Raw genomic sequence first — 24,255 nt, 5'->3', positions numbered from 1 at the left:
AGCCGCACGCCCTGGTGCCATTAGCCCGCAACGAATCCCGCAACCGGTCGCCGAGCGTCATCGCGCTTTGAGCGGTCCATCCCACGAGGCCGCGCTCCGATGCGGTGGCTGACCGGCCCCGGAGGGGACGGGCCGCGTGCCGCAAATCGATGGGTGCCGGCCTGTCGGTTCCAGCCCTCGCGCGCTCACTCTTCCGAAGGGCCGCCGGGACGTCTTCGTCCGGATCCGAGGTGAGGGAGGCGATCGTTGCGCTGGTGGAATCCCGTGATCCGAGAAGCAGATCGCCTTGCGGCGGCCGAACGGGACGGTCCGGATCCCGTTGCGACCATCGAGCTTCGTAAAATCGTCTCGCGCATCCGAGTACGAATACTCTTCGTCAACTTTCGGTCGCTTCGGGGAATGGTATGCGCCTACCGTACCGATGGAGGGCGCACGGGCTCGCAGGACGAAGGCGGCTCAGGTCTTTCGGCTTGACACAAAAGCGCGGAGAGGAAGACTGAGCAGCGCGCGCGACCCTTGCGCAGGACCGATGTCGCAGAGGCCGGTTCCTGCGTCAGCCAATCTGGCCGTACCGGCGCTTCCACGCCCGTTCAGTGGTTGGATGAAGGAAACCCTATGCCTTTGGACACGGCCACCCTGACGACCGATGTGCTTGTGGTTGGCTCCGGAGCGGCTGGTCTGTCCGCCGCTCTCTCTGCCGCCTCCGGGGGTGCGAGTGTCGTGCTGGCGGACCGGAGCCTGATCGGGCGCAGCGGCGCCACCATCATGGCACAGATGACCGTCGCGGCCGCCCTCGGCGAGGAGGAGCCCGATCATTGGGAGCATCATCTCGCCGACACGCTGGCAGCGGGACGCGGCCTGTGCGACGCCGACCTTGCGCGTCTCGTCTGCGAGCAGGGCCCGGACGAAATCCGGCGCCTGGACGGGTGGCGCGTCGGCTGGGCCCGGCGGCCCGACGGCACCATTCGGCAGGCGCAGGCGCCAGGGCACGACCGCCCCCGCTGCGTCTACGTGGATTTTCTCTCGACGGGGCCAGCCGTTGCCAAGACCCTACGGGCGCAGGTGATCCGCCAAGCCGGGGTGACGCGGATCGGCGACCTCTGCATCGTCGACCTCGCGCTGCATGACGGGGCGGTGGTGGGGGCGGTTGGCTTTTCGCTCGCCGACGGACGTCCGGTCGTGATCGAGGCGGCGGCGGTGGTGCTCGCCACGGGCGGGTTGACCCGGCTCTACCAGCGCAATTCCGCCTCCGCCAACATGGGCGGAGACGGCCATGCCCTCGCGCTGCGGGCCGGTGCCGAACTGATGGACATGGAATTCGTCCAGTTCTTTCCGATCGGGCACCTGGCACCCCGGCTTGTCGGCATGGACCCGATCATGTGGGATCCCTTCCGCTACAAGCTCGGCGGGCGGCTGCTGAACGCGGAAGGCCGCGAGTTCATGCGCGACTACGGCCACGAAGAGCAGGGGCGCTACAACGCGCCGCGCGACCAGGCGACCCATGCGATCCTGAGCGAGGTCAAGGCGGGGCGGGGCTCTCCGTCGGGCGGTGCCTTCCTGTCGTTCCGGCATGTCGGTGCCGACGCTCTCCGCGCCGCCTTCGGCCCGGTCATCGATCGGCTCGCCGACAACGGGATCGACCTCACGACCACGTCGGTCGAGGTCGCCCCGATCGCTCATTACCACATGGGCGGGGTCCGGGTGGATTCCGATCTGGAGACGCGTGTGCCGAACCTTTTCGCGGCGGGCGAGATCGTGGCCGGAGCCAACGGTGCCAACCGACTCTCCGGCAACGCCATCACGGAGGCTTTGGTCTTCGGTCGCCGGGCCGGCGAAGCGGCGGCGCGGCGAGCCGCGACCGCTGCCGCACGGCCGTCGATCGGGCGCGTCGAGGCCCTGGCGCTGATCAATGCTACGTCGGGGCGCGAGGACAAGGCCACCGGCGCGATCGCCGCCCTCCAGACCGTCATGACGACGTATGTCGGTCCGTTCCGCACCGGCGCAGGCCTTGCGCGGGCGCTGGAGGCGATCGGCAACCTCAAGGATGCGCTCGGCGACGGACCGCCCGGCGAGCCAGGGCCCTATGCCCAGGCCCGGCTGGACTGGTTCGATCTGCGCGCGATGCTGCTCGCCGCCGAGGCCGTCGCCCGCGCGGCCCTCGCCCGTTGCGAGAGCCGAGGCGCGCACCAGCGCGACGACCATCCGCAGACGGATGACGATTGGGCGCTGCATCAGACGATCGCGTTCTCGGGCGACGACAAATCGCTCGACGCCTTGATTCTCGGTCGCGCACGCGTTGTGGGCGCCCAAGCCGCACCGGAACCCGTTCAATGAGCGCCACCGCATACCTTGTCGTCCATCGCGGGCAGGGAGCGGACGCTTCCTCCAGCCGCTATGCGGTGCCCTATACGCCCGGCCAGTCGGTTCTCGACGGGCTGCGGTTCGTACGCCAAGTGCTCGACCCGACGCTGAGCGTCCGGCACTCCTGCATCAGCGCCAACACCTGCAAGGAGTGCATGATCGTCGTTGACGGCAAGGTCACCTATGCCTGCACGGCACGGCTCGAGCCGCGCGAGATGGTGCTGCAGCCCCTGCCCAACAAGGCCCACCTGCGCGATCTGGTGACCGAGATCGCTCCACCCGACGAGCGCCTCGACCATGCGCTGAAGGCTCTTGGGCGTCCGCCCGGCGGGTCGCCGGCCCGGTAGGCGTCCCCGCGGACAGGTCTCGCGACCGGCCCATGCGGCCTTGATTGGTCCATCGAAGGCCGGTTTCCTTGACAAGGTTCTCAGCTTTCGAGCCGCAAGGGGCCGTTTCCGGCCTCGTTCAAGGTCGCTCGCCCGTTCGGCCGGCATCTCAAGGACATCCGCACGCTTTCCAAGCCTCGGCGCGCCCTTGCGATGCCGGCCCCTGTCAATCCGCAGGATCCATGCGCGATTCTTCAGGGCGATTTTCTTGAAAGCGGCGGGCAGGCCGCTTGAGCCTCGGCCGACCTGTCTCGTGCTCGTGCCGCCGATCGCCCCCCGCTCGGACGCGTCTTCTACGCGGGCCATAACAGGCTCTGGGGACGGAAAGTCAGGTCGATGACTTTCCGGTCAGTCCGACCAGCGGCAGATGATTCCGAGCCCTTGAATCCATGCATGGGTCGCTTGGACGAAGCACCGGGGGTGGGGCCGCGCGTGCGGATCGGCCCGGTTTGCGCCATTGGTCCGTGCCTGCCGCCCGTGTGGAGACGCCAAATCCGACGCATTGCCAGTCGATGAAAAACCTCCGCAGCTGCGGCGCTGCGGAGGGAGACGCGTCTCGACCTGCTCGATCGCTTACGCGCTACGCGCAGCGTTGCGGCGGAGGATGAGGATGACGGTCGTCGTGCCGCAGATGGCCGCGATCGGTAGCAGCGCGTAGAGAAGCTGCTGCGGACCCATGCCGCTGGCCAGGAGCCATCCGGCGACGAGGGGGCCGGAGATCGAGCCGAACCGCCCGACCGAAACCGCAAGGCCGACCCCGACGCCGCGAACCTCGCGCGGGTAGCATTGCGGAGCGGTGCCGTAGAGCAATGCCTGCACGCCGATCACCGTCGCCCCGACAAAGGCTCCGGCAGCCAGGGCCGCGACGATATTGCCGGCCGGCACGATAGCAAGAAGCGAGATCGCCAGCATCAGGCCCACGAAGCAGAGCGCCGCGGACAGGGCCGGCCGCTTGCCGTCGAGGAGCCGTCCGCCCAGGATCGCACCCGCCGAGCCGCCGATGTTGAACACGATCTGGACCATGGAGGCGGATTCGCGGGCGAAGCCCAGCGACACCAGGATCTGCGGCAGCCAGTTGAGCAGCAGGTAGACGACCACGAGCCCGAAGAAGAAGGCCGTCCAGAGCAGCAGCGTCTGCACCAGAGTTCCGGACGACAGCAGCACGTCGCGACGACGCATGGGAACTTCGGCGTCGCGGGTCACGCGGAACGGCGCCATCCAGACCTGAAGCGGTATCGCCAGGAGCAATGGCAGGATGCCGCCGATGAGGAAGATCGACCGCCAGTCGTCGTGAAGCCCGAACAGGGCGACGAGGCTGGCAAGGGCCCCGCCGAGCGGTACGCCGGCATACATGATCGCGACGGCACGTCCGCGCCGTTCCGGCGATACGGACTCGGCCGCGATGGCGATGAGGTTCGGCAGCGCTCCGCCCAGGCCGATGCCGGTGAGAAACCGCATGATGACGAGATGCTCGAACGTGTCGGAGAAGGCCGTCCCGATCGAGAAGAGTCCGAAGACGATCATGGACAGGACGAGGCCCGTGCGCCGCCCCCAGCGATCGGCGATGAAGCCGCCGGCGAGCGCCCCCACCACCAGACCGAACGTCGCGGACGAGAAGAACAGCCCCATCTGTCCGGGGGCGAGCCCGAAGGCGGGCGCAAGCTTCGGCGCGGCGACGCCTGCCGCTTGAAGGTCGAAGCCTTCGATGATCGCGGCGAGAAACACGACCGTCAGCGCGCGCGTTCCCTGACCCGCACCCGAGTGCGTGGCTATGGTCATGATCTTCTCCTCCCAGAGACCGCCCACTCGGCGGCTGTACACTCGCTTGGCCCGTGACTGGCCCCGCTCGCAGGACGGCTTTGCGCGTCCCCGAGCCCGCCCCGTTCAGCGGACCGCGATCCCGTTCGGGCCGCCCTGCCGGTCAAGGCGGCCGTATGCCGAGGCTGGATTGGCTTCCTGGAAGCGTTCAGCCGTCCTTCCAGATGCGCGACAAGAGCTGGCGCAACACCTCGCGCTCCTTCGGCGTCAGCGCGGCGAACGTCAGCTCCTCCTGCGCCTCGACCCTGGCGCGCCAGCCCGACACCGCGTCCTCGCCGGCCGGACTCAAGTGCAGGTGCTGGATCCGCTGGTCTTCGGCGTCCGGCCGACGCTCGATCCATCCCTTGGTATCGAATTCGGCCAGCATCGGCGCGAGATTGGCGCGCTGCAGACGCGCCTGGCGTCCGATTTCCGCGGCCGTGATGCCCGGTGTTTCCCTGATCAGGCAAAGGACTGTGAAGCCGACGGGCTTGATCTCGTCGCCCAGGGCCTGTGCGAAACAGGCCAAATCGAGAAGCGAGGCCCGGCGCAGATGATAGCCGAGGAGATCGTCCAGAACGGGCGTCCTCGCCACCTCGATCCTGCGCGCCCTCGCCACCACGTCCGTTCCTCCCCGAAAGTTTCAGCAGCCTCTTGCGACTGGAATACCGTTATGGGATATAGCAGTCAATAGCTATTTCGAATAGCAATGTTCCAGGAGCCCTGCGGCCCTGGAGCGTCTGGGGAGGAGACCAGATGACGACCACCGGACACCTGTTCCGCCGGATCGATCCGATCAGCGGCGACGTCGCGAGCGAGGCGCCCGCCCAGACGCCGGAAGAGGCGCGGGCAGCCGTTGATGCCGCGGCGCGGGCCATGCCGTCATGGGCGGCGCTCGGGCCCAACGCGCGCCGCGCGGCGCTTCTGAAGGCTGCGGATGCCCTCGCCGCGAAGGCCGATGCCTTCACCGACGCGATGATGGCCGAGATCGGTGCGACGCAGGCCTGGGCGCGCTTCAACGTCATGCTGGCCGCCTCGATGCTGCGCGAGGCCGCCGCCCTGACGACGCAGGTCTGCGGTGAAGTCATCCCGTCCGACAAGCCGGGTTGTCTGGCGATGGCGGTGCGCGAACCGGCGGGCGTCGTCCTCGGGATCGCGCCCTGGAACGCACCGGTCATCCTGGGTGTCAGGGCGCTGGCCACCCCGCTCGCCTGCGGCAATGCCGTGGTTCTGAAGGCCAGCGAACTCTGCCCGCGCACGCACGGCCTGATCGTCGAGGCTTTGAGCGAGGCCGGACTGCCGGAGGGCGTCGTCCAGCTCGTCACCAATGCGCCAGAGGATGCGGCCGACGTCGTCGGCGCTCTGATCGATCATCCGGCGGTGCGCCGCGTCAACTTCACGGGCTCCACGGCCGTCGGGCGCATCGTGGCGGTTCGCGCCGCCGAGAACCTCAAGCCCTGTGTGCTCGAACTGGGCGGCAAGGCGCCCCTTCTGGTTCTGGACAATGCCGACCTGGACGAGGCCGTGAAGGCTGCGGCCTTCGGCGCCTTCTTCAACCAGGGTCAGATCTGCATGTCGACGGAGCGGATCATCGTCGTCGACGCCGTTGCGGACGCCTTTCTCGAACGGTTTGCCGTCAAGGTCCGGACGCTCACGGCCGGCGACCCGCGGGTCGGGGTCTCGCCTCTCGGCGCCGTGGTGGATCTCAAGACCAGGGAGAAGCTCGAAAGCCTCGTCGAGGACGCCCGAGCCAAGGGCGCCGAAGTGATGGCGGCCGGCGCCGCGGACGGCGTTCTCGTGCCCGCCCACGTCGTGAGCGGCGTGACGTCCGCCATGCGGCTGTATCGCGAGGAAAGCTTCGGCCCGGTCGTGGCGGTAATCCGGGCTCGCGACGAGGCGGATGCCGTCCGGATCGCCAACGATACCGAGTACGGACTGTCCGCCTCCGTCTTCACGCGCGACGCCGCACAGGGTCTTCGGGTCGCCCGCCAGATTCGCTCGGGCATCTGCCATGTGAATGGCGCGACGGTGCACGACGAGGCGCAGATGCCGTTCGGCGGCGTCGGGGCGTCGGGCTACGGCCGCTTCGGCGGCAGGGCCGGCATCGCGGAATTCACCGAGCTGCGCTGGATCACGGTCGAGACCGAACCCGGCCACTTCCCGATCTGACGTTCCGATCCCGCCTGCAGCAGCGGCCGACCGGCCTGTCGAGACCGGCCGCCGAGCGGCTTGCCTTCATGATTTTTCCCTTCGAAAGGACACGACCACCATGAGTGCGTTGGAAACGAAGACCGATATCGTCGTCGCCGAGATCACGGACGGCATCGCCTGGGTGCGGTTCAATCGCCCCGAGAAGCGCAACGCCATGAGCCCGGCGCTCAACCGGCGCATGATGGACGTTCTGGACGAGCTGGAGTTCCGCGACGATGTGGGGGTCCTCGTCCTCACCGGCGAAGGCAGCGCCTTCACGGCCGGCATGGATCTGAAGGAATATTTCCGCGAGACCGAAGCCAAGGGGCTTGCCGGCGTGCGGCAAAGCCAGCGCGAGAGCTACGGCTGGTGGCGTCGGCTCCGCTGGTATCAAAAGCCGACCATCGCCATGGTCAACGGCTGGTGCTTCGGCGGCGGCTATGGTCCGCTCTTCGCCTGCGATCTGGCCTTTGCCGCAGACGAGGCGAAGTTCGGGCTGTCAGAGATCAACTGGGGTATCCTGCCCGGCGGCGGAGCGACCAAGGTGGCGGTCGAGCTCATGTCTTTCCGGCAGGCGATGTATCACGCCATGCTGGGCGAGCCGATCGACGGGCAGAAGGCCGCCGCCTGGGGGCTGGTCAACGAAAGCCTGCCCCTCGCTGCTCTGAAGGGGCGGGTCGAGGAGGTCGCCAAGGCGCTCCTGTCCAAGAACCCCGTCGCCCTCAAGGCGACCAAGGACGCCGTGCGGCGGGTCGGCGTCATGGCCTATGACGAGGCCGAGGACTACCTCGTGCGCGCCCAGGAAGCCGCGAACTCCTTCGACAACGAGGGACGCAAGGAAGGCATTCGTCAGTTCATCGACGAGAAGACCTACAAGCCCGGCCTTGGCGCCTACGACAAGACCAAGACGCACGGCTGACGACGGTTCGACTGGGAGGAAGGACCAAATTCATGCACGACTGGTTGGCTCCGGATCCGGTTGGCCTGCACGCGCAGGCGCGCCCGGACAAACTCGCCCTCGTCGATCTGGCCTCCGGGCGACGGTGGACCTACAGCGCCCTCGACCGGGCTATCGAGCAGGCGAGAGCCGCGCTCGGCGCGCTCGGCATCGGTCCGGGCGGCCGTTTGGCCGCGGTCGCGCGCAACTCCGCCGATCTGGTGATCGCCCAGCAGGCCTGCCTCCGCTCGGGTGCCATCTTCACGCCGTTGAACTGGCGCCTTGCCCTGGCCGAACTCGATGCGATCCTGGCCGATTGCACGCCGACGGTCGTCCTGACGGACGGTACGGCCGGTTTCTCCCCGCGGGCAGGCACGCAGCTTCTCGACGTCGCGGCCTTTGCCGCGCTCTGCGAAGCCGCCACGGCCGGTCCGCGCGGGCTTCCGGGCGACGCGGGCAGGCCCTGCGTGATCCTCTACACGTCCGGGACATCGGGGGTGCCGAAGGGCGTGATCCTGACGCCCCAGACGCTGTTCTTCACCGGGGTCAATTTCGGCGTCCTCGGTCAGGTGACGTCGAAATCGGTGTTCCTCGCCGAATCGCCGATGTTCCATGTGATCGGTCTGGTGACATCCATCTGGCCGCCGCTCGTGCAAGGGGGGACGGTCTTGGTCTCGGCCGGTTTCGACCCGGCCGTCACCAATGGCCGCCTGGCCGACCGGGCGCTCGGAATCACCCATTACTTCTGCGTGCCGCAGATGGCGGCGGCTCTGCGCGATGCGGAGGGCTTCCGGCCGGACGACTGGTCGCTCGAAGCACTGTTCACGGGGGGCGGACCCAATCCTCCCGCCAACATCCGCTGGTGGCTGGAGCGCGGGGTCGCCATGGTGGACGGCTACGGCATGACCGAAGCCGGCACGATCCTCGGGATGCCGCTCGACCCTGCATTGATCGCGGCCCATGCCGGTGCCGTCGGCCAGGCGGGACCGGCGACGGCCATCCGCATCATCGATGCCCTGGACCGGGATGTTCCGGACGGGACGGCGGGCGAGATCATCGTCAAGGGCCCCCATGTCACGCCCGGCTACTGGAATCGCCCGGCCGAGCGCGAGAGCGCCTTCACGCCCGACGGATGGCTGCGCACCGGAGACATCGCGGTACGCGACGCAGATGGGTTCGTATCGATCGTCGACCGTCGGAAGGACATGTTCATTTCCGGCGGCGAGAACGTCTACCCGGTCGAAATCGAGAGCGTGCTGGCCGACCACCCGGCGGTGAGCCTTGCGGCGGTGATCGGCGTGCCGGATACGCGCTGGGGCGAGGTCGGCCACGCCTTCGTCATCCTGAAGCCAGGATGCGAGGACGCCGAGTGGGAGTTGCGCGTCCACTGCGAGGGGCGGCTGGCCCGCTACAAGGTGCCGAAGCACTTTCAGATCGTCGAGGAACTGCCGAGGACCAGCACCGGCAAGATCCGAAAGAACAGGCTTCGCGAGACCTTGAACGGCTGATCGCAGCTCGGCGACCCACGAAGAAGCAGTCCGTCGATGTGCCCGTTGCCCGCCCGCAAGCGCCTTGATCCTCGGATCCGCCGGCATCCGTTCTGGGCGCGGGCAACTGCAGGCTCTGGATACACGGACTTGGACCGCCGCCCGCGCAGCATGAACGATGGATGAGGGGCGGCGCGCTTCGCAGCGCCGCCCCTCGTTGCGTTGCAGGAAGGGCCATCGCCGCCACCCGGCTTCCCGTTGGCGGCGAGGCTGGTGTCAAAGGCTCCGGCCGATCCGGGCGTCCACGGAGTGGGCGTTCCCGCCGCGGATCGCGAAGAAGAGCGTGATCGCCGTCCAGAGGATCGACTTCTCGGCGCCGGAATAGCCCTGACCCTGCGTCACCCAGTGAAACCAGACGGTGACCAGGAGAACGATGGTCGCCGCCACCGCCGCGGGGCGCGTGAGGAAGCCGACCGCCAGAAGGAGGCCGCCGAAGAACTCGGTTGCCGCAAGCAGCGGCGACCAGACGACGCCGGGATAGAAGCCGAGGCCCTCCACCATCCCGACCGCTCCGAAGGGGTTCATGATCTTCGGGAAGCCGTGGGTGACGAGCGCGAGTCCGCAGACGACGCGCAGAAGAGTCTCGGCCACGGTGTCGAGGCGGGCATAGAGACCGCCTAGGGCCGGAAAGACGAGTGTGTTGCGATTGGTGACGTTGGACATGGAATGATCCTGACAGGTGCCCGTTCCGGCGCGTCGCCGCGCTTGCCGCATGGTTTCGGACGCGGATTGCCGAAAGTGAGGGCGTTGCTGATGTTCGAACGGTGAGCGGACGCGCGAGGCGTCGTACCGTCAGGATCTGGGCGGAGGTTCGGGGGGCGGCGAAGACCACTCCGACCAGGACGCCGCAGCGAGGTCGAAGGTCACCGAGCCGCAAGCCGCTGGAGCGCTCATGAGAAACGAATGCGCGCCGATGGCCTTGCCGAGGCAGGAGCCGTCGATGGCCGTGGCGCCGCGCGGAGCGATCCCCTCGTCGCGCGTGTCGGGGAGGCAGGCCTTGAGGACGAGCTTGCTGGGACAAGGCTTCGAGCCGGCCTCCGCGACGCTGCGCGCGTCTGACCCGCTCGCGGCCGGCAGAGCGAGGCCGAGTACGGTAAGCAGGAGAAGCAAGATCCGAACCGCAGGGCGCATGCCTGTTTCTACCGCATTGCAGCAGAGGCGGACAAGCACGTCCTCGTGCGCAGGCTCGTGATCACCCAACCTGATGGTCGGGGCGCCGGAGCAAGGGGGCTCCATATCGCCATGGACTGCGGAGATCCTCGCCTGACAGTCGGGAAGGGTGTCGTCGGTCGGGCGTGTTCGCCGTCCAGAAGCAGACGGCCAGCCGTTGGCCCGACGAGCCGGAACGGGGAGAGATGACGCTGAAGCTCTCGGCTGATTTCGGCCGTCACGGCTGTCACGGCCTCCACGGCCTCGGCGGTCTTTTCGATGCTCGTGCCGCCCTTCGCCGCCCTGTTCGGTTGGTTGCTTCTCAACGAAGAAATGGGCGTTCAGGCCTGACGGGGTGTCGGGCTCGCACTTGTCGGCGTGCGTCTCGTCTCTCGCTGACAGAACCATCACGCGGCCGACGGCGCTGCACTGAGCCGGCGGCGACGCCTGTTCCGCGCGTCCTGAGATCGCCTGCGCATCGGGATGTGTCGCGACGCCGGGTCCCGATCGGGACCCGGCTGGTTCTGGCTCCGGCGGGCGTCAGGCTGCGGCGGCGATAGCCTTGCCGAGGGTCTCGACGATCTCGCCGATCTGCCCCCGCTCGATGACGAGCGGCGGGGACAGCGCGATGATGTCGCCCGTCACGCGGATGAGGAGGCCCTTCTCGAAGCAGTCGACGAAGACGTCGTAGGCCCGCGCGCCGACCGCGCCGTCGCGCGAGGCGAGCTCGATGCCGGCAATCAGCCCGATCGTGCGGATGTCGGTGACGTGGGGCAGACCCTTCAGCGAGTGGATCGCCTCGTCCCACTCCGCCTGGATCTCCGCCGGCCGGGCGAACAGGCCCTCGCTCTCGTAGATGTCGAGCGTCGCGATCCCGGCGGCGCAGGCCGCCGGATGGCCGGAATAGGTGTAGCCGTGGAACAGCTCGATCGCGCCCTCCGGCCCCTGCATCAGCGCGTCGTGCACCTTCCGGCCAGCGAACACGGCGCCCATCGGCAGCGCGCCGTTGGTCAGGCCCTTGGCGGTGGTGACGAGGTCGGGGACGACGCCGAAGAAATCGGTCGCGAAGGGCGCGCCGAGGCGCCCGAAGCCGGTGATGACCTCGTCGAAGATGAGGAGGATGCCGTGGCGGTCGCAGATCGCGCGCAGCCGCTCGAGGTAGCCCTTCGGCGGCGGCAGGACGCCGGTGGAGCCCGCGACGGGCTCCACGATGCAGGCGGCGATCGTCTCCGCGCCGTGGAGGGCGACGAGGCGCTCCAGGTCGTCGGCAAGCTCGGCCCCGTGCTCGGGCTGGCCCTTCACGTAGCCGTTGCGGACGGGATCGAACGTGTGGCGCAGGTGGTCGGTGCCGGGAAGCTGCGGGAAGACGCGGCGGTTGTTGACGAGGCCGCCGACCGAGATGCCGCCGAAGCCGACGCCATGGTAGCCGCGCTCGCGCCCGATCAGGCGCTGCCGCGTGCCCTGGCCGATGGCGCGCTGGTAGGCGATCGCGATCTTGAGGGCCGTGTCGACGGACTCGGACCCCGATCCCGTGAAGAACACGCGGTCGAGCTTGGCGCCTTCAGGGCCCGGAGCGATCTTTGCGAGGCGCTCGGCGAAGTCGAAGGCGATCGTGTGGCCCATCTGGAAGGAGGGCGCGTAGTCCAGCGTCTTGAGCTGGTGCTCGACGGCTTCCGCGATCTGGCGGCGACCGTGGCCGGCGTTCACGCACCAGAGGCCCGCGGTCCCGTCCAGGACGGTGCGGCCGTCGTCGGTCGTGTAGTGCATGCCCTGCGCGCCGACGAAGAGGCGGGGCGCCTTCTTGAACTGGCGGTTGGCGGTGAAGGGCATCCAGTAGCTGTCGAGCACGGGGGCGTTCGGGTTGGCGCGGACGTTCATCTCGGATCTCCAGAGCGATGCCTGGAGAAGGCGCTCGATCGCGCGCGCGAACAAGTCCTTTTCTTCCTCTCCGCAACCTATTGATCTGTATGGTCACGGTGATCGATATGTTGCGATTATCGAACGAGGGAAACACGTGAGATGGCCGAAACGGCGGACATGGACGTGGGCGGACGATTGCGGCATCTGCGCTTGGCGCACGGCCTGTCGCAGCGCCAGCTCGCGAGGAAGGCGGGCGTCACCAACTCGACGATCTCGCTGATCGAGGCGAACGCGACGAACCCGTCCGTCGGCGCGCTGAAGCGCATTCTCGACGGCATTCCGATCGGGCTCGCGGAGTTCTTCGCCTACGAGCCGGAGCGGCCGCGTCAGGTCTTCTACCAGGCGGAGGAACTGGTCGAGATCGGCAAGGGCGCGATCTCGTACCGGCAGGTCGGGGAGACGATGTTCGGGCGCGCTCTCCAGATCCTGAAGGAGTGCTACCAGCCCGGCGCCGACACGGGCAAGGTGCCGCTCGTCCACGAGGGCGAGGAGGGTGGGGTGGTCCTGTCGGGCCGGCTCGAGGTGACGGTCGACGACGAACGTCGCATTCTCGGCCCCGGCGACGCCTACTACTTCGAGAGCCGCCGGCCGCACCGCTTCCGATGCGTCGGGCCGAACCCGTGCGAGGTCGTCAGCGCCTGCACGCCGCCGAGCTTCTGACGCGGTTCGCGGCTGTCGTCTCAAGCGGCCGCGGGCCGGATCGTCCGCAGGGGCGACATTCAAGGCCTCGACATGCTTCGGAAACCGCTCGATCTCCAGCGGAGCCACGATGGTGCTGCGCTTCGGCAGCGTGACCATCGGCTCGTCCGCAGCCAGCCGGACGAGCGCCTCCCCGCCCGGCTTGCGTGTTCTCGTCGTCGAGGTTCCCAGAGGCGCAGGTCCGCGACCGTGCGTCGGCGCGCGAACGCGCAGCCACTTATCCCGACGCGACTTGAACAGGGGGCGGGGCAGCGGATCGAGCTTCCGCTTCCCGTGAGCGTCGCCGGAAACCCGTAGGCGACTGACCGACGGCTCTGGCGAAGGCGCGGGCGAAATAGGCGGGGTCGGCGAAGCCGAGCCCGTAGGCGATGTCGGAGACGGGGCGATCGGAATAGACGAGTGCGCGCCGGGCCTCCAGAATCACCCGGTCGGCGACGATCCGGCCGGGCGTCGTGTCGGCCACCGCGCGGCAGGCGAGGCGCAGCCGGCCCATCGTGATGCCGAGGCGGCGGCAATAGGCGTCGAGTTCGACCTGGGTGTGGAAGCTCTCCTCGACCGCCTCGCGGAAGCGCGCGACGATCTCGGCATGCTGGCCGGGCTGGGCCTGGAGGGGGGCGGGCTCGCCCTCCAGCGCGCGAGCCAGCGCGACGAGGACCAGCGTGGCATGGGCGACCAGCGCGCCGCGCCGCGCCGTGGCGCCGCCCGCAAGTTCCCCGGCGAGCGCGTCGAGACGCTCCCCCAGCGCCGCGCCGTCGATCGCGGACAGGCGGCGCACGGCCTCGAATAGGGGTCCGAGCGCCGGGTCGCTGCGCACGATCAGCCGGTACAGGGGGTCCGACAGGGTGAGGACCTTGCCTGCCGTACTCGCCTCGAACCGGAACCCGTGGACCGTGCCGGCGGGCACGAGGAGGGCGGCGGGGGCGGCGAAGGCGAGCGTCTCGCCTTCGGCCTCGACTACGCCGCCGCCATTGCGCACCACGAGGGCCTGGTGCAGATCGGCATGGGCATGCGGCAGGATGCGCCAGGCGGCCGGTCGGGCGCGGTCGTCGATCTCCTCCATGTGGAGGAACCGGTCTTCCGGCGCGCGCGGCGGCTCGCCATAGAGGAAGAAGCGGGGGACGACGGTGGTCGGCATAGGCTCCTCCGCCGATGACCGAAGAAAAGTACCGCAGAATTGCACATTCCTCCATCCCGCTCCGACCCGGGGCGCGGCAGGATCGTCCCCGACCCGATTGAGAGACCGGGGGGAACGGGAGGAGACATCTTGCGCACTCAGGTCGCCATCGTCGGCGCCGGGCCGGCCGGCCTGTTTCTGGCCCATCTCCTGCGCGCCGAGGGCATCGAGAGCGTGGTCGTGGAACGCCGCACCCGCGCCTATGTCGAAGGGCGCGTGCGCGCCGGCGTGCTGGAGCAGGGGACGGTGGACGCCCTGTCCCGCCTCGGGCTCGACGCGCGGCTGCGCCGCGAGGGCCTGCCCCACGGCGGCACCCGGCTTTCGGTGGACGGCGCCCATTTCCGCATCGACCTCGCCGAACTGACGGGCGGGGCCGAGGTCACGGTCTACGGGCAGCAGGAGGTGATGCACGACCTCTTCGAGGCGGCCGAGCGGCACGCCATGCCGATCGTCTTCGAGGCGGAGGGCGTGGAACTCCACGGGATCGAGACCGAGCGCCCCGCCGTCACCTATCGCACGGCGGCGGGCGAGGGGCGTATCGCCTGCGATTTCGTGGCGGGCTGCGACGGGTTCCACGGGGTCTGCCGCGGGGCGCTGCCGCCCGGTGTCCTGCGGACCTTCGAGCGCGTCTACCCGTTCGGCTGGCTCGGCATCCTCGCCGACGTGCCGCCGGTGGACGAGGAACTGATCTATGCCAGCCACGCCAACGGCTTCGCGCTGGCTTCCATGCGCTCGCCGACGCGCAGCCGCTACTACCTCCAGTGCCCGATCGACGAGCGGCTGGAGGACTGGCCGGACGAGCGCTTCTTCGACGAGCTGGCGCTTCGGCTGGGGCCGGACGTCGGCGAGCGGCTGGTGCGCGGCCCCTCCTTCGAGAAGAGCATCGCGCCGCTCCGCTCCTTCGTCGCCGAGCCGATGCGCCACGGCCGGCTGTTCCTTCTCGGCGACGCCGCCCACATCGTGCCGCCGACGGGGGCCAAGGGGATGAACCTCGCCGTATCCGACGCGCTGATGCTGAGCGAGGCGCTGGACGGGTTCTACGCCCGCGCCTCGATGGCGGGGATCGACGGCTATTCGGCCCGCGCGCTCGCCCGTGTCTGGAAGGCGGAGCGCTTCTCCTGGTGGTTCACCGGCCTGATGCACCGCTTTCCGGAGGCCAGCGGCTTCGACCGGCGGATGCAGGTCGCGGAACTCGATTATCTCCGGGGCTCGCGTGCCGCGCAGGCGGGGTTCGCGGAAAACTATGTCGGCCTGCCGCTCGACCAGGACCTCCCGAGACGTCGAAGCGTTGGCGAGGCAGGCAGATGAAATGAAGGCGATCCCATCGTGAACCGTTCGAACCCGCAGTCCTCGGCACCCGCCGAAACCTCTCTGCCCGGCTATGCCGAGGGCGCGGAGGTGATCCGCGTTGCGGGAGACCGGCCGCAGATCGACCAGATCGGTGGCATCGTCTATTCGCAGGTGCGCACGACGCGCGCCAATCGTGCGATGCGCATGACCATGCTGGTGCCGCGCACGCCCGACCTGAAGCCCGCCATCGTCTATTTTCCGGGCGGCGGCTTCACGACGACCGACTACGAGAAGTTCCACGAGATGCGCTCGAGCCTCGCCGCGGCGGGCTTCGTCGTCGCGGCGGCCGAATATCGCGTGGTGCCGAACGTCTTTCCCGCGCCGCTGGAAGACGCGAAGGCGGCGGTCCGCTATCTCAGGGCCCATGCGGCGGACTACGGCATCGACCCCCGGCGGATCGGCGCCTTGGGCGATTCGGCCGGCGGCTGGCTGGCCCAGCTCCTCGCCACCACGGGCGGCGAGACGGGCCACGACAGGGGCGACTTCCTCGACCAGCCCTCCGACATCCAGGCCGCCGTCTCGCTCTACGGCATCTCGGACCTGCGCAATATCGGCGCGGGCTTCGCGCCGGACGCCCAGGCGGTTCATGCGTCGCCGGCCGTCACCGAGGCGCTTCTCGTCAACGGTCCGGCCTTCGCGGACAGCCCCGGCGCCCCCATCGGGCACGATCCCGCCAAGGCCCTGGCCGCCAGCGCCATGGGCCATCTCGACGGGCCGAAGCCGCCCATGCTGCTGATGCACGGGAGCGCCGACGAGCTGGTCTCGCCCGTGCAGAGCCGGCAGCTCTTCGAGGCCCTGCGCGCGCGGGGCAACCCTGTCGACTACGTCCTCGTCGACGGGGCGGCGCATGGCGGCCTACGTTGGTACCAGCCTGCCCTGATCGAGCGTGTGACGCGATGGTTCGCGGGGGCGCTCGGAGGCCCCGTTGCGAAGGGCAACGGTGCGCCGGACGCCGCCTCCCAACTGTAAGGGAAGGGGGATTAATCTCTCATCCTGTATACAACGGAAGGATTCGCGCCCTCGACAAATCCCGAAGGCTCGGCCGAAAGGTAAGATTTAGAATGGTTCTTGCCACGTTGATGTAGAGAATGTATACAGATCGCATTCCATCGACTGGGAGGTGATGATGGGAATGAACGCGGCGTTCCCCGTGAACGCATGGTATGCGGCCGCCTGGTCTCACGAGATCGGCCGCACGCTGTCCTCCCGCAAGATCTGCAATCGCGACATGGTGCTCTACCGCAAGAGCGACGGCACCGTGTCGGCGCTGGAGGACGCCTGCTGGCACCGCCTCCTGCCGCTCTCGCTCGGCCGCCTCGAAGGCGACACGGTGATCTGCGGCTACCATGGCCTCGCCTTCGACGGCTCGGGGCGCTGCACCCACATGCCGGCGCAGCGCACGATCAACCCCTCGGCCCGCGTGAAGAGCTATCCGGTGGTCGAGCGCCACCGCCTCCTCTGGGTCTGGCCCGGCGACCCGGCGCTCGCCGACCCCGACCTGATGCCGGACTTCCATTGGAACGACGGCACCGACTGGGTTGGCGAGGGCGGCACCTATTACGGCTTGAAGGCGAATTACCGCCTCATCATCGACAACCTCCTCGACCTCACCCACGAGACCTATGTGCATGCCGGCTCGATCGGCGACGAGCATGTGACGCAGACGCCCTTCGACGTGACCCATACCGACCGCAAGGCGGTGGTCACGCGCTGGATGAAGGGTATAGAGCCGCCGCCCTTCTGGGCGCGAAACCTCGGCAAGCCCGGCCTCGTCGACCGCTGGCAGATCATCAACTTCGAGGCGCCTTCGATCGTGGCGGGCGACGTGGGCGTCGCGCCCATCGGCACCGGCGCGCCGGAGGGCGACCGGTCGCAAGGCGTCAACGGCTTCTTCCTCGCCGCCATCACGCCGGAGACGGACGGCTCCTGCCACTACTTCTGGAACTTCGTGCGCAGCTTCGCCCCGGAGGACGAGGCGCTGACGCAGCGCATCAACATCGCCCACGCTAATCCCGAGCGCACCGGCCTCTACGATCAGGACGTCTTCGTGCTCGAGGCGCAGCAGGCGGCGATCGAGAACAATCCGCGCATGCCCTTCTATAATCTCAACATCGACATGGGCTCCCTCTGGGCGCACCGGCTGATCGACCGGATGGTGGAGGCCGAGCGGCCCCGCGGGTCCGTCGCCGCCGAGGCCGCCGAGTAGGGGGAGGCGCGGACGATGGCCGAGATCGACGACTGGGTGCGGGCGCGGGTGCGCGGGGTTCGGAATCTTTCGCCCGACATCCGCCTCATCGAGATCGAGCCGCCGGCGGGCGCCTTCCAGGTGCCGACGCCCGGCAGCCATCTGCGCTTCGCGCTGGAGATCGCCGGGCGGCCCGACCGGCGCTCCTATTCGGTGGTCGGCCCCTGCGAGGACGGTGTCTGGCGCATCGCGGTCAAACTTTTGCCCACCAGCCGGGGCGGCTCGGCGCATATGTGGTCGCTCGCACCCGGCGACCCGCTCCTCGTCAGCGGCCCGCACAACCACTTTCCGCTGTCGCGCGGGCGGCCGTCCTACCTGCTCCTCGCGGGCGGCATCGGCATCACGCCGATCCATTCCATGGCGCTGGCGCTGGCATCGCGCGGCGCGGATTTCCGGCTCCTCTATGCGGCGCGCTCAAAGGAAGACGCGGCGCTGGCGGACGAGTTGCGGGACGCGATCGGCGACCGACTGGAGCTCGTCCTCGACGCGGAAGGTCAGCGGATCGATTTCGCTGCGGCCTTCGACGCTCTCGCGCCGGGGGGCGAGGCCTATGTCTGCGGGCCGATCGGCATGCTGGAAGCCGCACGCCGGGCCTGGGAGGCGAGCGGGCGCCCGCGCGAGGCGCTGCGCTTCGAGACCTTCGGCAACAGCGGCGCCTATGCCTCGGAGGCCTTCCGCATCCGCATCCCGCGCCTCGGCCGGGTGATCGAGGTGCCGCCGAACCGCACCATGCTGGAGGCGCTGGAATCGGCGGGCGTCGAGATGATCCACGACTGCCGGCGCGGCGAATGCGGCATCTGCGCCCTCGACATCGTTTCCGTCGAGGGCATCGTCGATCATCGCGACGTCTTCTTCTCAGACGAGGAGAAGGCCGGCAACGCCAAGCTCTGCACCTGCGTCTCGCGCGTGGTGAAGGGCGACATCGTGCTCGACACGCCGGACCGCTTCGAATGAAGGCGCCCGAGACGTTCACCGATCGCTCGATGTCGCAGACGGTGCGCGCGCTTCTGGCGATCCGCGAGTGGATCCTGGAAGGCGAGCTGCCGCCCGGCGAGCGCATTTCCGAGCTTTCCATGGTGGACCGGATCGGCCTCTCGCGCACGCCGATCCGCGCGGCGCTGATCCGGCTGGAGGAGGAGGGACTTCTGGAGGCGATCCCGTCCGGCGGCTATGCCGTGCGCGCCTTCACGGAGAAGGAGATCTTCGAGGCGATCGAGATCCGGGGTCTCCTGGAAGGCATGGGCGCGCGGCTTGCCGCCGAACGCGGCGTCTCGCCCGCGCAGCTTCGCCCGATCCGCAAGTGCCTTGGCGAGATCGACGCCCTGATCGCCGAAGGCCGGCTGCCGGGCGACGGCTTCTCGGACTACGTGCCGCTCAACGCGCGCTTTCACGCGCTCCTGCACGGGCTCGCGGATTCCGGCCTCCTGATGCGGCAGATGGAGCGGGCGACGGCGATCCCCTTCGCCTCGCCCTCCGCCTTCGTCATGGCCCAGTCGCAGCTCGCCGAGGCGCGCGTGATCCTCACCATCGCGCAGGAGCAGCACCGCGCCGTGGTGGAGGCGATCGAGGCGCGCGAGGGCGCGCGGGCCGAAAGCCTGATGCGCGAACACGCCAAGCTCGCCATCCGAAACCTGCGCCTCGCGCTCGAAAGCCGCCCGGCCTTCGAGATGATCCGGGGAGCCTCGCTGATCCGGCCGAGCGTGCCGGCCTGAACCGCAAGCGGGTCCTCGGCGGGGGAGGGAGCCTCCGCCCGGGACCTCAAGACGACACACAAGCGGCGGAAGGCGCCGCGACGGGAGGAGAACCGAAGATGAAGCGTCGACAGATCCTGAAGGCCCTTGCACTGTCCACCCTGCTCGCCCTGCCGGGCGTGCCAAGCGCGGTCGCGCAGGAGAGCGTGAAGGTGGGCCTCATCGTGCCCCTGACGGGACCCTTCGCCACGACCGGGCGGCAGGTGGAGGCCGGAGCCCGGCTCTACATGGCGACCCATGGCGACGAGGCGGGCGGCAAGAAGATCGAGCTGATCGTGCGCGACGACGCGGCGACCGCCGAGCAGACGCGCCGCATCGCGCAGGAGCTCGTGACGCGCGAGCGCGTCAACGTCATCGCCGGCTTCGGCCACACGCCGCTCGCCATGGCCTCCGCGCCGATCGCCACGCAAGGCAAGGTGCCGATGATCGTCATGGCGGCGGGCACCTCGATCATCACGGAGAAGTCGCCCTTCATCGTGCGCTCCTCCTTCACCCTGCCGCAGGTGACGGTGCCGCTGGCCGACTGGGCCGCTAAGAACGACCTGAAGAAGGTGGTGACGCTGGTCGCCGACTATGCGCCCGGCCTCGACGCCGAGAAGGCCTTCACCGAGACCTTCGCCAAAGCGGGCGGCGAGATCGTGGAATCCATCCGCGTGCCGCTGGCCAACCCCGACTTCGCGCCCTTCCTCCAGCGCGTGCGCGACGCGAAACCCGATGCCGTCTTCTCATTCGTGCCGTCCGGCGTCGGCTCGGCGCTGATGAAGCAGTTCGACGACCGGGGCCTGGCCGAGGCCGGCATCCGCCTGATCGCGACCGGCGACGTGACCGACGACGACCTCCTCAACGGCATGGGCAAGGCGGCGCTCGGCACCATCACCACGCACCATTATTCGGCCGCCCACGATTCCCCCGAGAATAAGGAATTCGTGAAGGCCTTCGAGGCCGCCAACAACGGGATGCGGCCGAATTTCATGGGCGTCGGCGGCTATGACGGGATGCACCTCATCTACGAGGCGCTGAAGAAGACCGACGGAGAGACCGACGGCGCGGAGATGGTCGAGGCGATGAAGGGCCTCCAGTGGACCAGCGTGCGCGGCCCGGTCTCGATCGATCCCGAGACGCGCGACATCGTCCAGAACGTCTACTTCCGCGAGGTAAAGGAACAGGACGGCCAGCTCTGGAACGTCGAGTTCGACGAGGTGGAGGCGGTGAAGGACCCGGTGAAGGCCGCGACCAACTGACCCCGTCCGGTCCGGGCGGCGCGTCCGCCCGCCCGGACCCCTCCACGGAGCCGGCAGCGGAGGCGCCATGCTGACCATTCTCTTCGACGGCATCGCCTACGGCATGCTGCTCTTCATCCTGGCCTGCGGCCTCGCGGTGACGCTCGGGCTGATGAACTTCGTCAACCTCGCCCATGGCGCCTTCGCCATGGCGGGCGGCTACATCACCGTCGTCCTGATGGGGCGGTTCGGCGTGCCCTTCCTTCTCTGCCTGCCGATCGCCTTCGTCTGTGTCGCGCTGATCGGCGCGGTCCTGGAGCGCACGCTCTATCGGCGGCTCTACGAGGCCAGCCATCTCGACCAGGTGCTCTTCTCGATCGGCCTCGTCTTCATGTCGATCGCGGCGGTCGACTTCTTCATGGGCTCGCGCCAGCAGATCATCCTCCTGCCGGACGCCCTGCGCGGGCGCTTCGATGTCTTCGGCGCCGAGATCGGCGTCTATCGTCTCTTCATCATCCTCGTCTGCGCCGCGCTGACCGTGGCGCTCCAGCTCGCGCTCACCCGCACCCGCTTCGGCAGCCGCCTGCGCGCGGCAGTGGACGACGGGCGCGTGGCGCGCGGTCTCGGCATTCCCGTCGGGCTCGTCTTCTCCACGACCTTCGCGGTCGGCTCGGGGATAGCCGGGCTCGGCGGCGCGATGGGCGGCGAGATCCTCGGCCTCGACCCCACCTTCCCGCTGAAGTTCATGATCTACTTCCTCGTCGTGGTGACGGTCGGCGGCACGAGTTCGATCACCGGCCCGTTCCTCGCCGCCCTGATCCTCGGCATCGCCGACGTCGCCGGCAAATATTACATGCCCGAGTTCGGCGCCTTCACGATCTATGCCGTGACGGTCGCCATCCTCCTCCTGCGCCCGCACGGGCTTCTGACCCGGGAGGCCGGCCGATGAGCGCCTCGGTGGACCATCTGGCCGCGCCCGCAGGACCGATCGGGGCAGCGGAAGCGGGCACGCCCGGCGCCGAGGCGCTGCGCCGACGCTCCCGCTGGCGGCTGACGGAGTTCGGCTTCTGGCTGGCCGCGCTCGCCAGCCTCTTCCTCCTGCCCGACCATCTCCTCCTTCTGAACGAGATCGCGATCCTGGCGCTCTTCGCGCTCTCGCTCGACCTCATCCTCGGATATGCCGGCATCGTGTCGCTCGGCCACGCCGCCTTCTTCGGCTTCGGCGCCTATGCCGCCGGCCTGTTCGCCCGCGACATCTACGGCGAGCCCGTCACGGGGCTTCTCGTCGCGGGCGCGGCGTCGGGGCTCCTCGGCTTCGTCACGAGCTTCTTGGTGCTGCGCGGCTCCGACCTCACGCGCCTGATGATCACGCTCGGCCTCGCGCTCATGCTGTTCGAGGCGGCCAACCGCTTCGCGGGGCTGACCGGCGGGGCGGACGGGCTCCTCGGCATCACCATGCTGCCGATCCTCGGGCTCTTCGAGTTCGACCTCTGGGGGCAGGTCGCTTACGGCTACAGCCTCGCCGTGCTCTTCGGCCTCTTCGTCCTGGCCCGGCGGATCGTCCATTCGCCCTTCGGCCTGTCGCTCAAGGCGATCCGCAACAACCCGTTGCGCGCGGCGGCCCTCGGCATGGCGCCCAAGCGCCGGCTCGTCGCGGTCTACACGATCGCTGCCGCCTATGCGGGCGTCGCGGGCGCGCTTCTCGCCCAGACCACGCAGTTCGTCTCGCTCGACGTCCTCGCGCTGCACCGATCGGCCGACGCGCTGCTCGTCCTCGTCCTCGGCGGGGTGGGCTATCTCTACGGCGGCATCATCGGCGCGGTGATCTTCCGCGTGCTGCAGGAATGGTTGTCGGGCATCACGGCGCAATACTGGCAGTTCTGGATCGGCTTCATCCTCGTCGCCATCGTCCTCGTCGGCCGCGAGCGGCTGACCGGGGCGCCGCGCCGGCTCCTCTCGGCCCTGCGCCATCGCCTCAAGGGGAGGGCGGCATGAGCGCGGTACTCGAGACGAGCGCCATCGAGAAGCGCTTCGGCGGCCTCGTGGCGACGAACAGGGTTTCGCTGTCGCTCGCAAAGGGTGCGCGGCATGCGCTGATCGGGCCGAACGGCGCGGGCAAGACGACGCTGATCAACCTCCTGACGGGCGTTCTGTCGGTCAGTTCCGGCACGATCCGGCTGGAGGGGGAGGACATCACCCATCTCAAGCAGGACGGGCGGGTGCGCCGGGGTCTGGCGCGCACGTTCCAGATCAACCAGCTCTTTGCCGACCTGACGCCGCTGGAGACGATCTGCCTCGCGATCTCGGAACGCGAGCGCGGCGGCGGGCGCTGGTGGGCGCCGCTCGCCTCGCACCGGGCCACCGTGCGCGAGGCCAGCGAGATCATCGGGCGGTTCCTTCTCGCCGACGTCTGCAACGAGCGGACGGGCGACCTCGCCTACGGCAAGCAGCGCCTTCTGGAGATCGCGACCGCCGTCGCCTTGAAGCCGCGCGTGCTCCTGCTCGACGAGCCGGCGGCGGGCGTACCGGAGGAGGAGCGGCACGAGATCCTCGGCATCGTGAAGGCGCTGCCGGCGGACGTGACGATCCTCCTGATCGAGCACGACATGGACCTCGTCTTCGCCTTCGCCGACCGCATCTCGGTTCTCGTCTCGGGCGCCCTCCTGACGGAAGGGACGGTGGCGGAGATCGCAGCCGATCCGCGCGTGCGAACGGCCTATCTCGGGGAGGACGGGGATGACTGAGCTCTTGACCGTCGAGCGGCTGGAGGCCGGCTACGGCGAGGCGCGGGTGCTCGGCGGCGTATCCTTCGTCCTGAAGGAAGGCGAGACGCTGGCGCTTCTCGGCCGCAACGGCACGGGCAAGACGACGCTGATCAACTCGATCGTCGGCGTCACCACGCACCAGGGCGGCCATTTGCGCTTTCGCGGCGAGGACGTGACGCGCCGCTCGCCCGAAGCGCGCGCCGCGCTCGGCATCGGCTGGGTGCCGCAGGAGCGCAACATCTTCCGCTCCCTCACGGTGGAGGAGAACCTCACCGCCGTCGCACGGCCCGGACCGTGGGATGTCGAGCGGGCCTTCGCCATGTTCCCGCGCCTTCGCGAGCGCCGCGCCAATCTCGGCAACCAGCTGTCGGGCGGCGAGCAGCAGATGCTGGCCGTCGCCCGCGCCCTCGTCCTCAACCCGAAGCTCCTGCTCCTCGACGAGCCGCTGGAAGGGCTCGCCCCCGTCGTCGCGGAGGAGCTTCTGCGAGCCCTTTCGCGCATCGTGAAGGGGGAGGGCCTGTCGGCCGTCATCGTGGAGCAGAAGGCGAAGAAGATCCTGAAGCTCGCCGACCAGGCGATCGTCCTCGATCGCGGTCAGGTGGTGGAGCGGGGCACGGGCGCGGGGTTCCTCGCCGACCCCGCCATTCTCGAACGCCACCTCGGCGTCGGCGCCGGAGCGCGGCCGGCGGCAGGGGTGGCTGTCTGAGGAACAGCGATCTCGCTTTCAGGGAAATGGGCGTTTCCGTCGAACCGATGCAGACCCG

22 protein-coding genes are annotated in these 24,255 nt (G+C 69.0%); 16 read left to right on the top strand and 6 right to left on the bottom strand.

Annotated features, from left to right (window positions below):
• The first annotated feature begins 615 nt into the window (after nt 1-615).
• Together O5O54_RS13880 and O5O54_RS13875 are read left to right on the top strand one after the other, a co-directional pair.
• The gene (locus O5O54_RS13880; protein WP_279482393.1) at nt 616-2,334 is read left to right on the top strand and encodes an FAD-binding protein; all 1,719 of its coding nucleotides are present in this window, start codon (nt 616-618) and stop codon (nt 2,332-2,334) included.
• Entirely contained in the window at nt 2,331-2,708 is a 378-nt protein-coding gene (locus tag O5O54_RS13875) for a 2Fe-2S iron-sulfur cluster-binding protein (RefSeq protein WP_279482392.1), read from the top strand. The genes O5O54_RS13880 and O5O54_RS13875 overlap by 4 nt, the downstream gene beginning before the upstream one ends.
• 612 nt (nt 2,709-3,320) lie before the next feature.
• Here O5O54_RS13875 and mhpT read toward each other — a convergent pair.
• Both mhpT and O5O54_RS13865 read right to left on the bottom strand, forming a co-directional pair.
• Nucleotides 3,321-4,526 carry a 3-(3-hydroxy-phenyl)propionate transporter MhpT gene (gene mhpT, locus O5O54_RS13870; protein WP_279482391.1) on the bottom strand — a complete coding sequence of 402 codons (1,206 nt, stop codon included), beginning with the start codon at nt 4,524-4,526 and terminating at the stop codon, nt 3,321-3,323.
• 187 nt (nt 4,527-4,713) lie between these two features.
• On the bottom strand, nt 4,714-5,166 hold the full coding sequence (locus tag O5O54_RS13865) for a MarR family winged helix-turn-helix transcriptional regulator (RefSeq protein WP_279482390.1): 453 nt from the start codon (nt 5,164-5,166) through the stop codon (nt 4,714-4,716).
• A 134-nt stretch (nt 5,167-5,300) separates the two neighbouring features.
• On the opposite strand from O5O54_RS13865, the gene O5O54_RS13860 reads away from it, so the two are divergent.
• The 3 genes from O5O54_RS13860 (at nt 5,301) to O5O54_RS13850 (ending at nt 9,179) form a co-directional block, all read left to right on the top strand.
• Complete coding sequence (locus tag O5O54_RS13860) at nt 5,301-6,713, top strand: aldehyde dehydrogenase (protein WP_279482389.1); 1,413 nt, start codon at nt 5,301-5,303, stop codon at nt 6,711-6,713.
• Between the two features lie 100 nt (nt 6,714-6,813).
• Entirely contained in the window at nt 6,814-7,653 is an 840-nt protein-coding gene (locus O5O54_RS13855; RefSeq protein WP_279482388.1) for a p-hydroxycinnamoyl CoA hydratase/lyase, read from the top strand.
• A gap of 32 nt (nt 7,654-7,685) precedes the next feature.
• The gene (locus O5O54_RS13850; RefSeq protein ID WP_279482387.1) at nt 7,686-9,179 is read left to right on the top strand and encodes an AMP-binding protein; all 1,494 of its coding nucleotides are present in this window, start codon (nt 7,686-7,688) and stop codon (nt 9,177-9,179) included.
• A gap of 255 nt (nt 9,180-9,434) precedes the next feature.
• On the opposite strand, the gene O5O54_RS13845 is transcribed toward O5O54_RS13850, so the two are convergent.
• The 3 genes from O5O54_RS13845 to O5O54_RS13835 all read right to left on the bottom strand — a co-directional run bounded on the left by O5O54_RS13845 (nt 9,435) and on the right by O5O54_RS13835 (nt 12,245).
• Nucleotides 9,435-9,881 (bottom strand): DoxX family protein, encoded by a 447-nt coding sequence (locus O5O54_RS13845; protein WP_279482386.1) that lies wholly within the window; start codon nt 9,879-9,881, stop codon nt 9,435-9,437.
• A gap of 129 nt (nt 9,882-10,010) precedes the next feature.
• Entirely contained in the window at nt 10,011-10,328 is a 318-nt protein-coding gene (locus O5O54_RS13840) for a hypothetical protein (RefSeq protein WP_279482385.1), read from the bottom strand.
• A gap of 579 nt (nt 10,329-10,907) precedes the next feature.
• Nucleotides 10,908-12,245 carry an aspartate aminotransferase family protein gene (locus O5O54_RS13835; protein ID WP_279482510.1) on the bottom strand — a complete coding sequence of 446 codons (1,338 nt, stop codon included), beginning with the start codon at nt 12,243-12,245 and terminating at the stop codon, nt 10,908-10,910.
• Between the two features lie 141 nt (nt 12,246-12,386).
• Here O5O54_RS13835 and O5O54_RS13830 point away from each other — a divergent pair, with 141 nt between their 5' ends.
• A complete protein-coding gene (locus O5O54_RS13830; RefSeq protein WP_279482384.1) occupies nt 12,387-12,947 on the top strand; it encodes a cupin domain-containing protein in 561 nt (186 codons plus the stop codon).
• A gap of 256 nt (nt 12,948-13,203) precedes the next feature.
• On the opposite strand, the gene O5O54_RS13825 is transcribed toward O5O54_RS13830, so the two are convergent.
• A complete protein-coding gene (locus tag O5O54_RS13825) occupies nt 13,204-14,121 on the bottom strand; it encodes a helix-turn-helix domain-containing protein (RefSeq protein WP_279482383.1) in 918 nt (305 codons plus the stop codon).
• A 129-nt stretch (nt 14,122-14,250) separates the two neighbouring features.
• On the opposite strand from O5O54_RS13825, the gene pobA reads away from it, so the two are divergent.
• From pobA to O5O54_RS13775, 10 genes are all read left to right on the top strand, one after another.
• Nucleotides 14,251-15,468, top strand: a complete 1,218-nt coding sequence (pobA, locus tag O5O54_RS13820) for a 4-hydroxybenzoate 3-monooxygenase (protein WP_279482382.1) — start codon at nt 14,251-14,253, stop codon at nt 15,466-15,468.
• A gap of 18 nt (nt 15,469-15,486) precedes the next feature.
• Nucleotides 15,487-16,479, top strand: a complete 993-nt coding sequence (locus O5O54_RS13815) for an alpha/beta hydrolase (RefSeq protein WP_279482381.1) — start codon at nt 15,487-15,489, stop codon at nt 16,477-16,479.
• A 163-nt stretch (nt 16,480-16,642) separates the two neighbouring features.
• Nucleotides 16,643-17,716 carry an aromatic ring-hydroxylating dioxygenase subunit alpha gene (locus tag O5O54_RS13810; protein WP_279482380.1) on the top strand — a complete coding sequence of 358 codons (1,074 nt, stop codon included), beginning with the start codon at nt 16,643-16,645 and terminating at the stop codon, nt 17,714-17,716.
• A 15-nt stretch (nt 17,717-17,731) separates the two neighbouring features.
• Nucleotides 17,732-18,709, top strand: a complete 978-nt coding sequence (locus tag O5O54_RS13805; protein WP_279482379.1) for a PDR/VanB family oxidoreductase — start codon at nt 17,732-17,734, stop codon at nt 18,707-18,709.
• On the top strand, nt 18,706-19,467 hold the full coding sequence (locus O5O54_RS13800; RefSeq protein ID WP_279482378.1) for a GntR family transcriptional regulator: 762 nt from the start codon (nt 18,706-18,708) through the stop codon (nt 19,465-19,467). The genes O5O54_RS13805 and O5O54_RS13800 overlap by 4 nt, the downstream gene beginning before the upstream one ends.
• A gap of 98 nt (nt 19,468-19,565) precedes the next feature.
• Nucleotides 19,566-20,747 (top strand): ABC transporter substrate-binding protein, encoded by a 1,182-nt coding sequence (locus O5O54_RS13795; RefSeq protein ID WP_279482377.1) that lies wholly within the window; start codon nt 19,566-19,568, stop codon nt 20,745-20,747.
• 67 nt (nt 20,748-20,814) lie between these two features.
• Complete coding sequence (locus O5O54_RS13790) at nt 20,815-21,675, top strand: branched-chain amino acid ABC transporter permease (RefSeq protein ID WP_279482376.1); 861 nt, start codon at nt 20,815-20,817, stop codon at nt 21,673-21,675.
• Nucleotides 21,672-22,721 (top strand): branched-chain amino acid ABC transporter permease, encoded by a 1,050-nt coding sequence (locus O5O54_RS13785; RefSeq protein ID WP_279482375.1) that lies wholly within the window; start codon nt 21,672-21,674, stop codon nt 22,719-22,721. The genes O5O54_RS13790 and O5O54_RS13785 overlap by 4 nt, the downstream gene beginning before the upstream one ends.
• A complete protein-coding gene (locus O5O54_RS13780; protein ID WP_279482374.1) occupies nt 22,718-23,470 on the top strand; it encodes an ABC transporter ATP-binding protein in 753 nt (250 codons plus the stop codon). Before O5O54_RS13785 ends, O5O54_RS13780 begins: the two co-directional genes overlap by 4 nt.
• Nucleotides 23,463-24,197, top strand: coding sequence for an ABC transporter ATP-binding protein (locus O5O54_RS13775; protein ID WP_279482373.1), 735 nt, complete (start codon nt 23,463-23,465; stop codon nt 24,195-24,197). Before O5O54_RS13780 ends, O5O54_RS13775 begins: the two co-directional genes overlap by 8 nt.
• Nucleotides 24,198-24,255 lie beyond the last annotated feature (58 nt).

The organism is Aureimonas sp. SK2, assembly GCF_029813115.1.
Taxonomy (GTDB): domain Bacteria; phylum Pseudomonadota; class Alphaproteobacteria; order Rhizobiales; family Rhizobiaceae; genus Aureimonas.
This window is presented reverse-complemented; position numbering and strand designations above follow the sequence as displayed.

Excerpts from the sequence above, each read along its gene's own strand:
- O5O54_RS13850 (WP_279482387.1), top strand. The coding sequence starts at position 7,686 with ATGCACGACTGGTTGGCTCCGGATCCGGTTGGCCTGCACGCGCAGGCG.
- O5O54_RS13830 (WP_279482384.1), top strand. The coding sequence starts at position 12,387 with ATGGCCGAAACGGCGGACATGGACGTGGGCGGACGATTGCGGCATCTG.
- mhpT (WP_279482391.1), bottom strand. The coding sequence starts at position 4,526 with ATGACCATAGCCACGCACTCGGGTGCGGGTCAGGGAACGCGCGCGCTG.
- O5O54_RS13810 (WP_279482380.1), top strand. The coding sequence starts at position 16,643 with ATGAACGCGGCGTTCCCCGTGAACGCATGGTATGCGGCCGCCTGGTCT.
- O5O54_RS13780 (WP_279482374.1), top strand. The coding sequence starts at position 22,718 with ATGAGCGCGGTACTCGAGACGAGCGCCATCGAGAAGCGCTTCGGCGGC.
- O5O54_RS13775 (WP_279482373.1), top strand. The coding sequence starts at position 23,463 with ATGACTGAGCTCTTGACCGTCGAGCGGCTGGAGGCCGGCTACGGCGAG.
- O5O54_RS13880 (WP_279482393.1), top strand. The coding sequence starts at position 616 with ATGCCTTTGGACACGGCCACCCTGACGACCGATGTGCTTGTGGTTGGC.
- O5O54_RS13790 (WP_279482376.1), top strand. The coding sequence starts at position 20,815 with ATGCTGACCATTCTCTTCGACGGCATCGCCTACGGCATGCTGCTCTTC.
- O5O54_RS13855 (WP_279482388.1), top strand. The coding sequence starts at position 6,814 with ATGAGTGCGTTGGAAACGAAGACCGATATCGTCGTCGCCGAGATCACG.
- O5O54_RS13875 (WP_279482392.1), top strand. The coding sequence starts at position 2,331 with ATGAGCGCCACCGCATACCTTGTCGTCCATCGCGGGCAGGGAGCGGAC.
- O5O54_RS13805 (WP_279482379.1), top strand. The coding sequence starts at position 17,732 with ATGGCCGAGATCGACGACTGGGTGCGGGCGCGGGTGCGCGGGGTTCGG.
- O5O54_RS13835 (WP_279482510.1), bottom strand. The coding sequence starts at position 12,245 with ATGAACGTCCGCGCCAACCCGAACGCCCCCGTGCTCGACAGCTACTGG.
- O5O54_RS13825 (WP_279482383.1), bottom strand. The coding sequence starts at position 14,121 with ATGCCGACCACCGTCGTCCCCCGCTTCTTCCTCTATGGCGAGCCGCCG.
- O5O54_RS13860 (WP_279482389.1), top strand. The coding sequence starts at position 5,301 with ATGACGACCACCGGACACCTGTTCCGCCGGATCGATCCGATCAGCGGC.
- O5O54_RS13785 (WP_279482375.1), top strand. The coding sequence starts at position 21,672 with ATGAGCGCCTCGGTGGACCATCTGGCCGCGCCCGCAGGACCGATCGGG.
- O5O54_RS13795 (WP_279482377.1), top strand. The coding sequence starts at position 19,566 with ATGAAGCGTCGACAGATCCTGAAGGCCCTTGCACTGTCCACCCTGCTC.
- O5O54_RS13845 (WP_279482386.1), bottom strand. The coding sequence starts at position 9,881 with ATGTCCAACGTCACCAATCGCAACACACTCGTCTTTCCGGCCCTAGGC.
- O5O54_RS13800 (WP_279482378.1), top strand. The coding sequence starts at position 18,706 with ATGAAGGCGCCCGAGACGTTCACCGATCGCTCGATGTCGCAGACGGTG.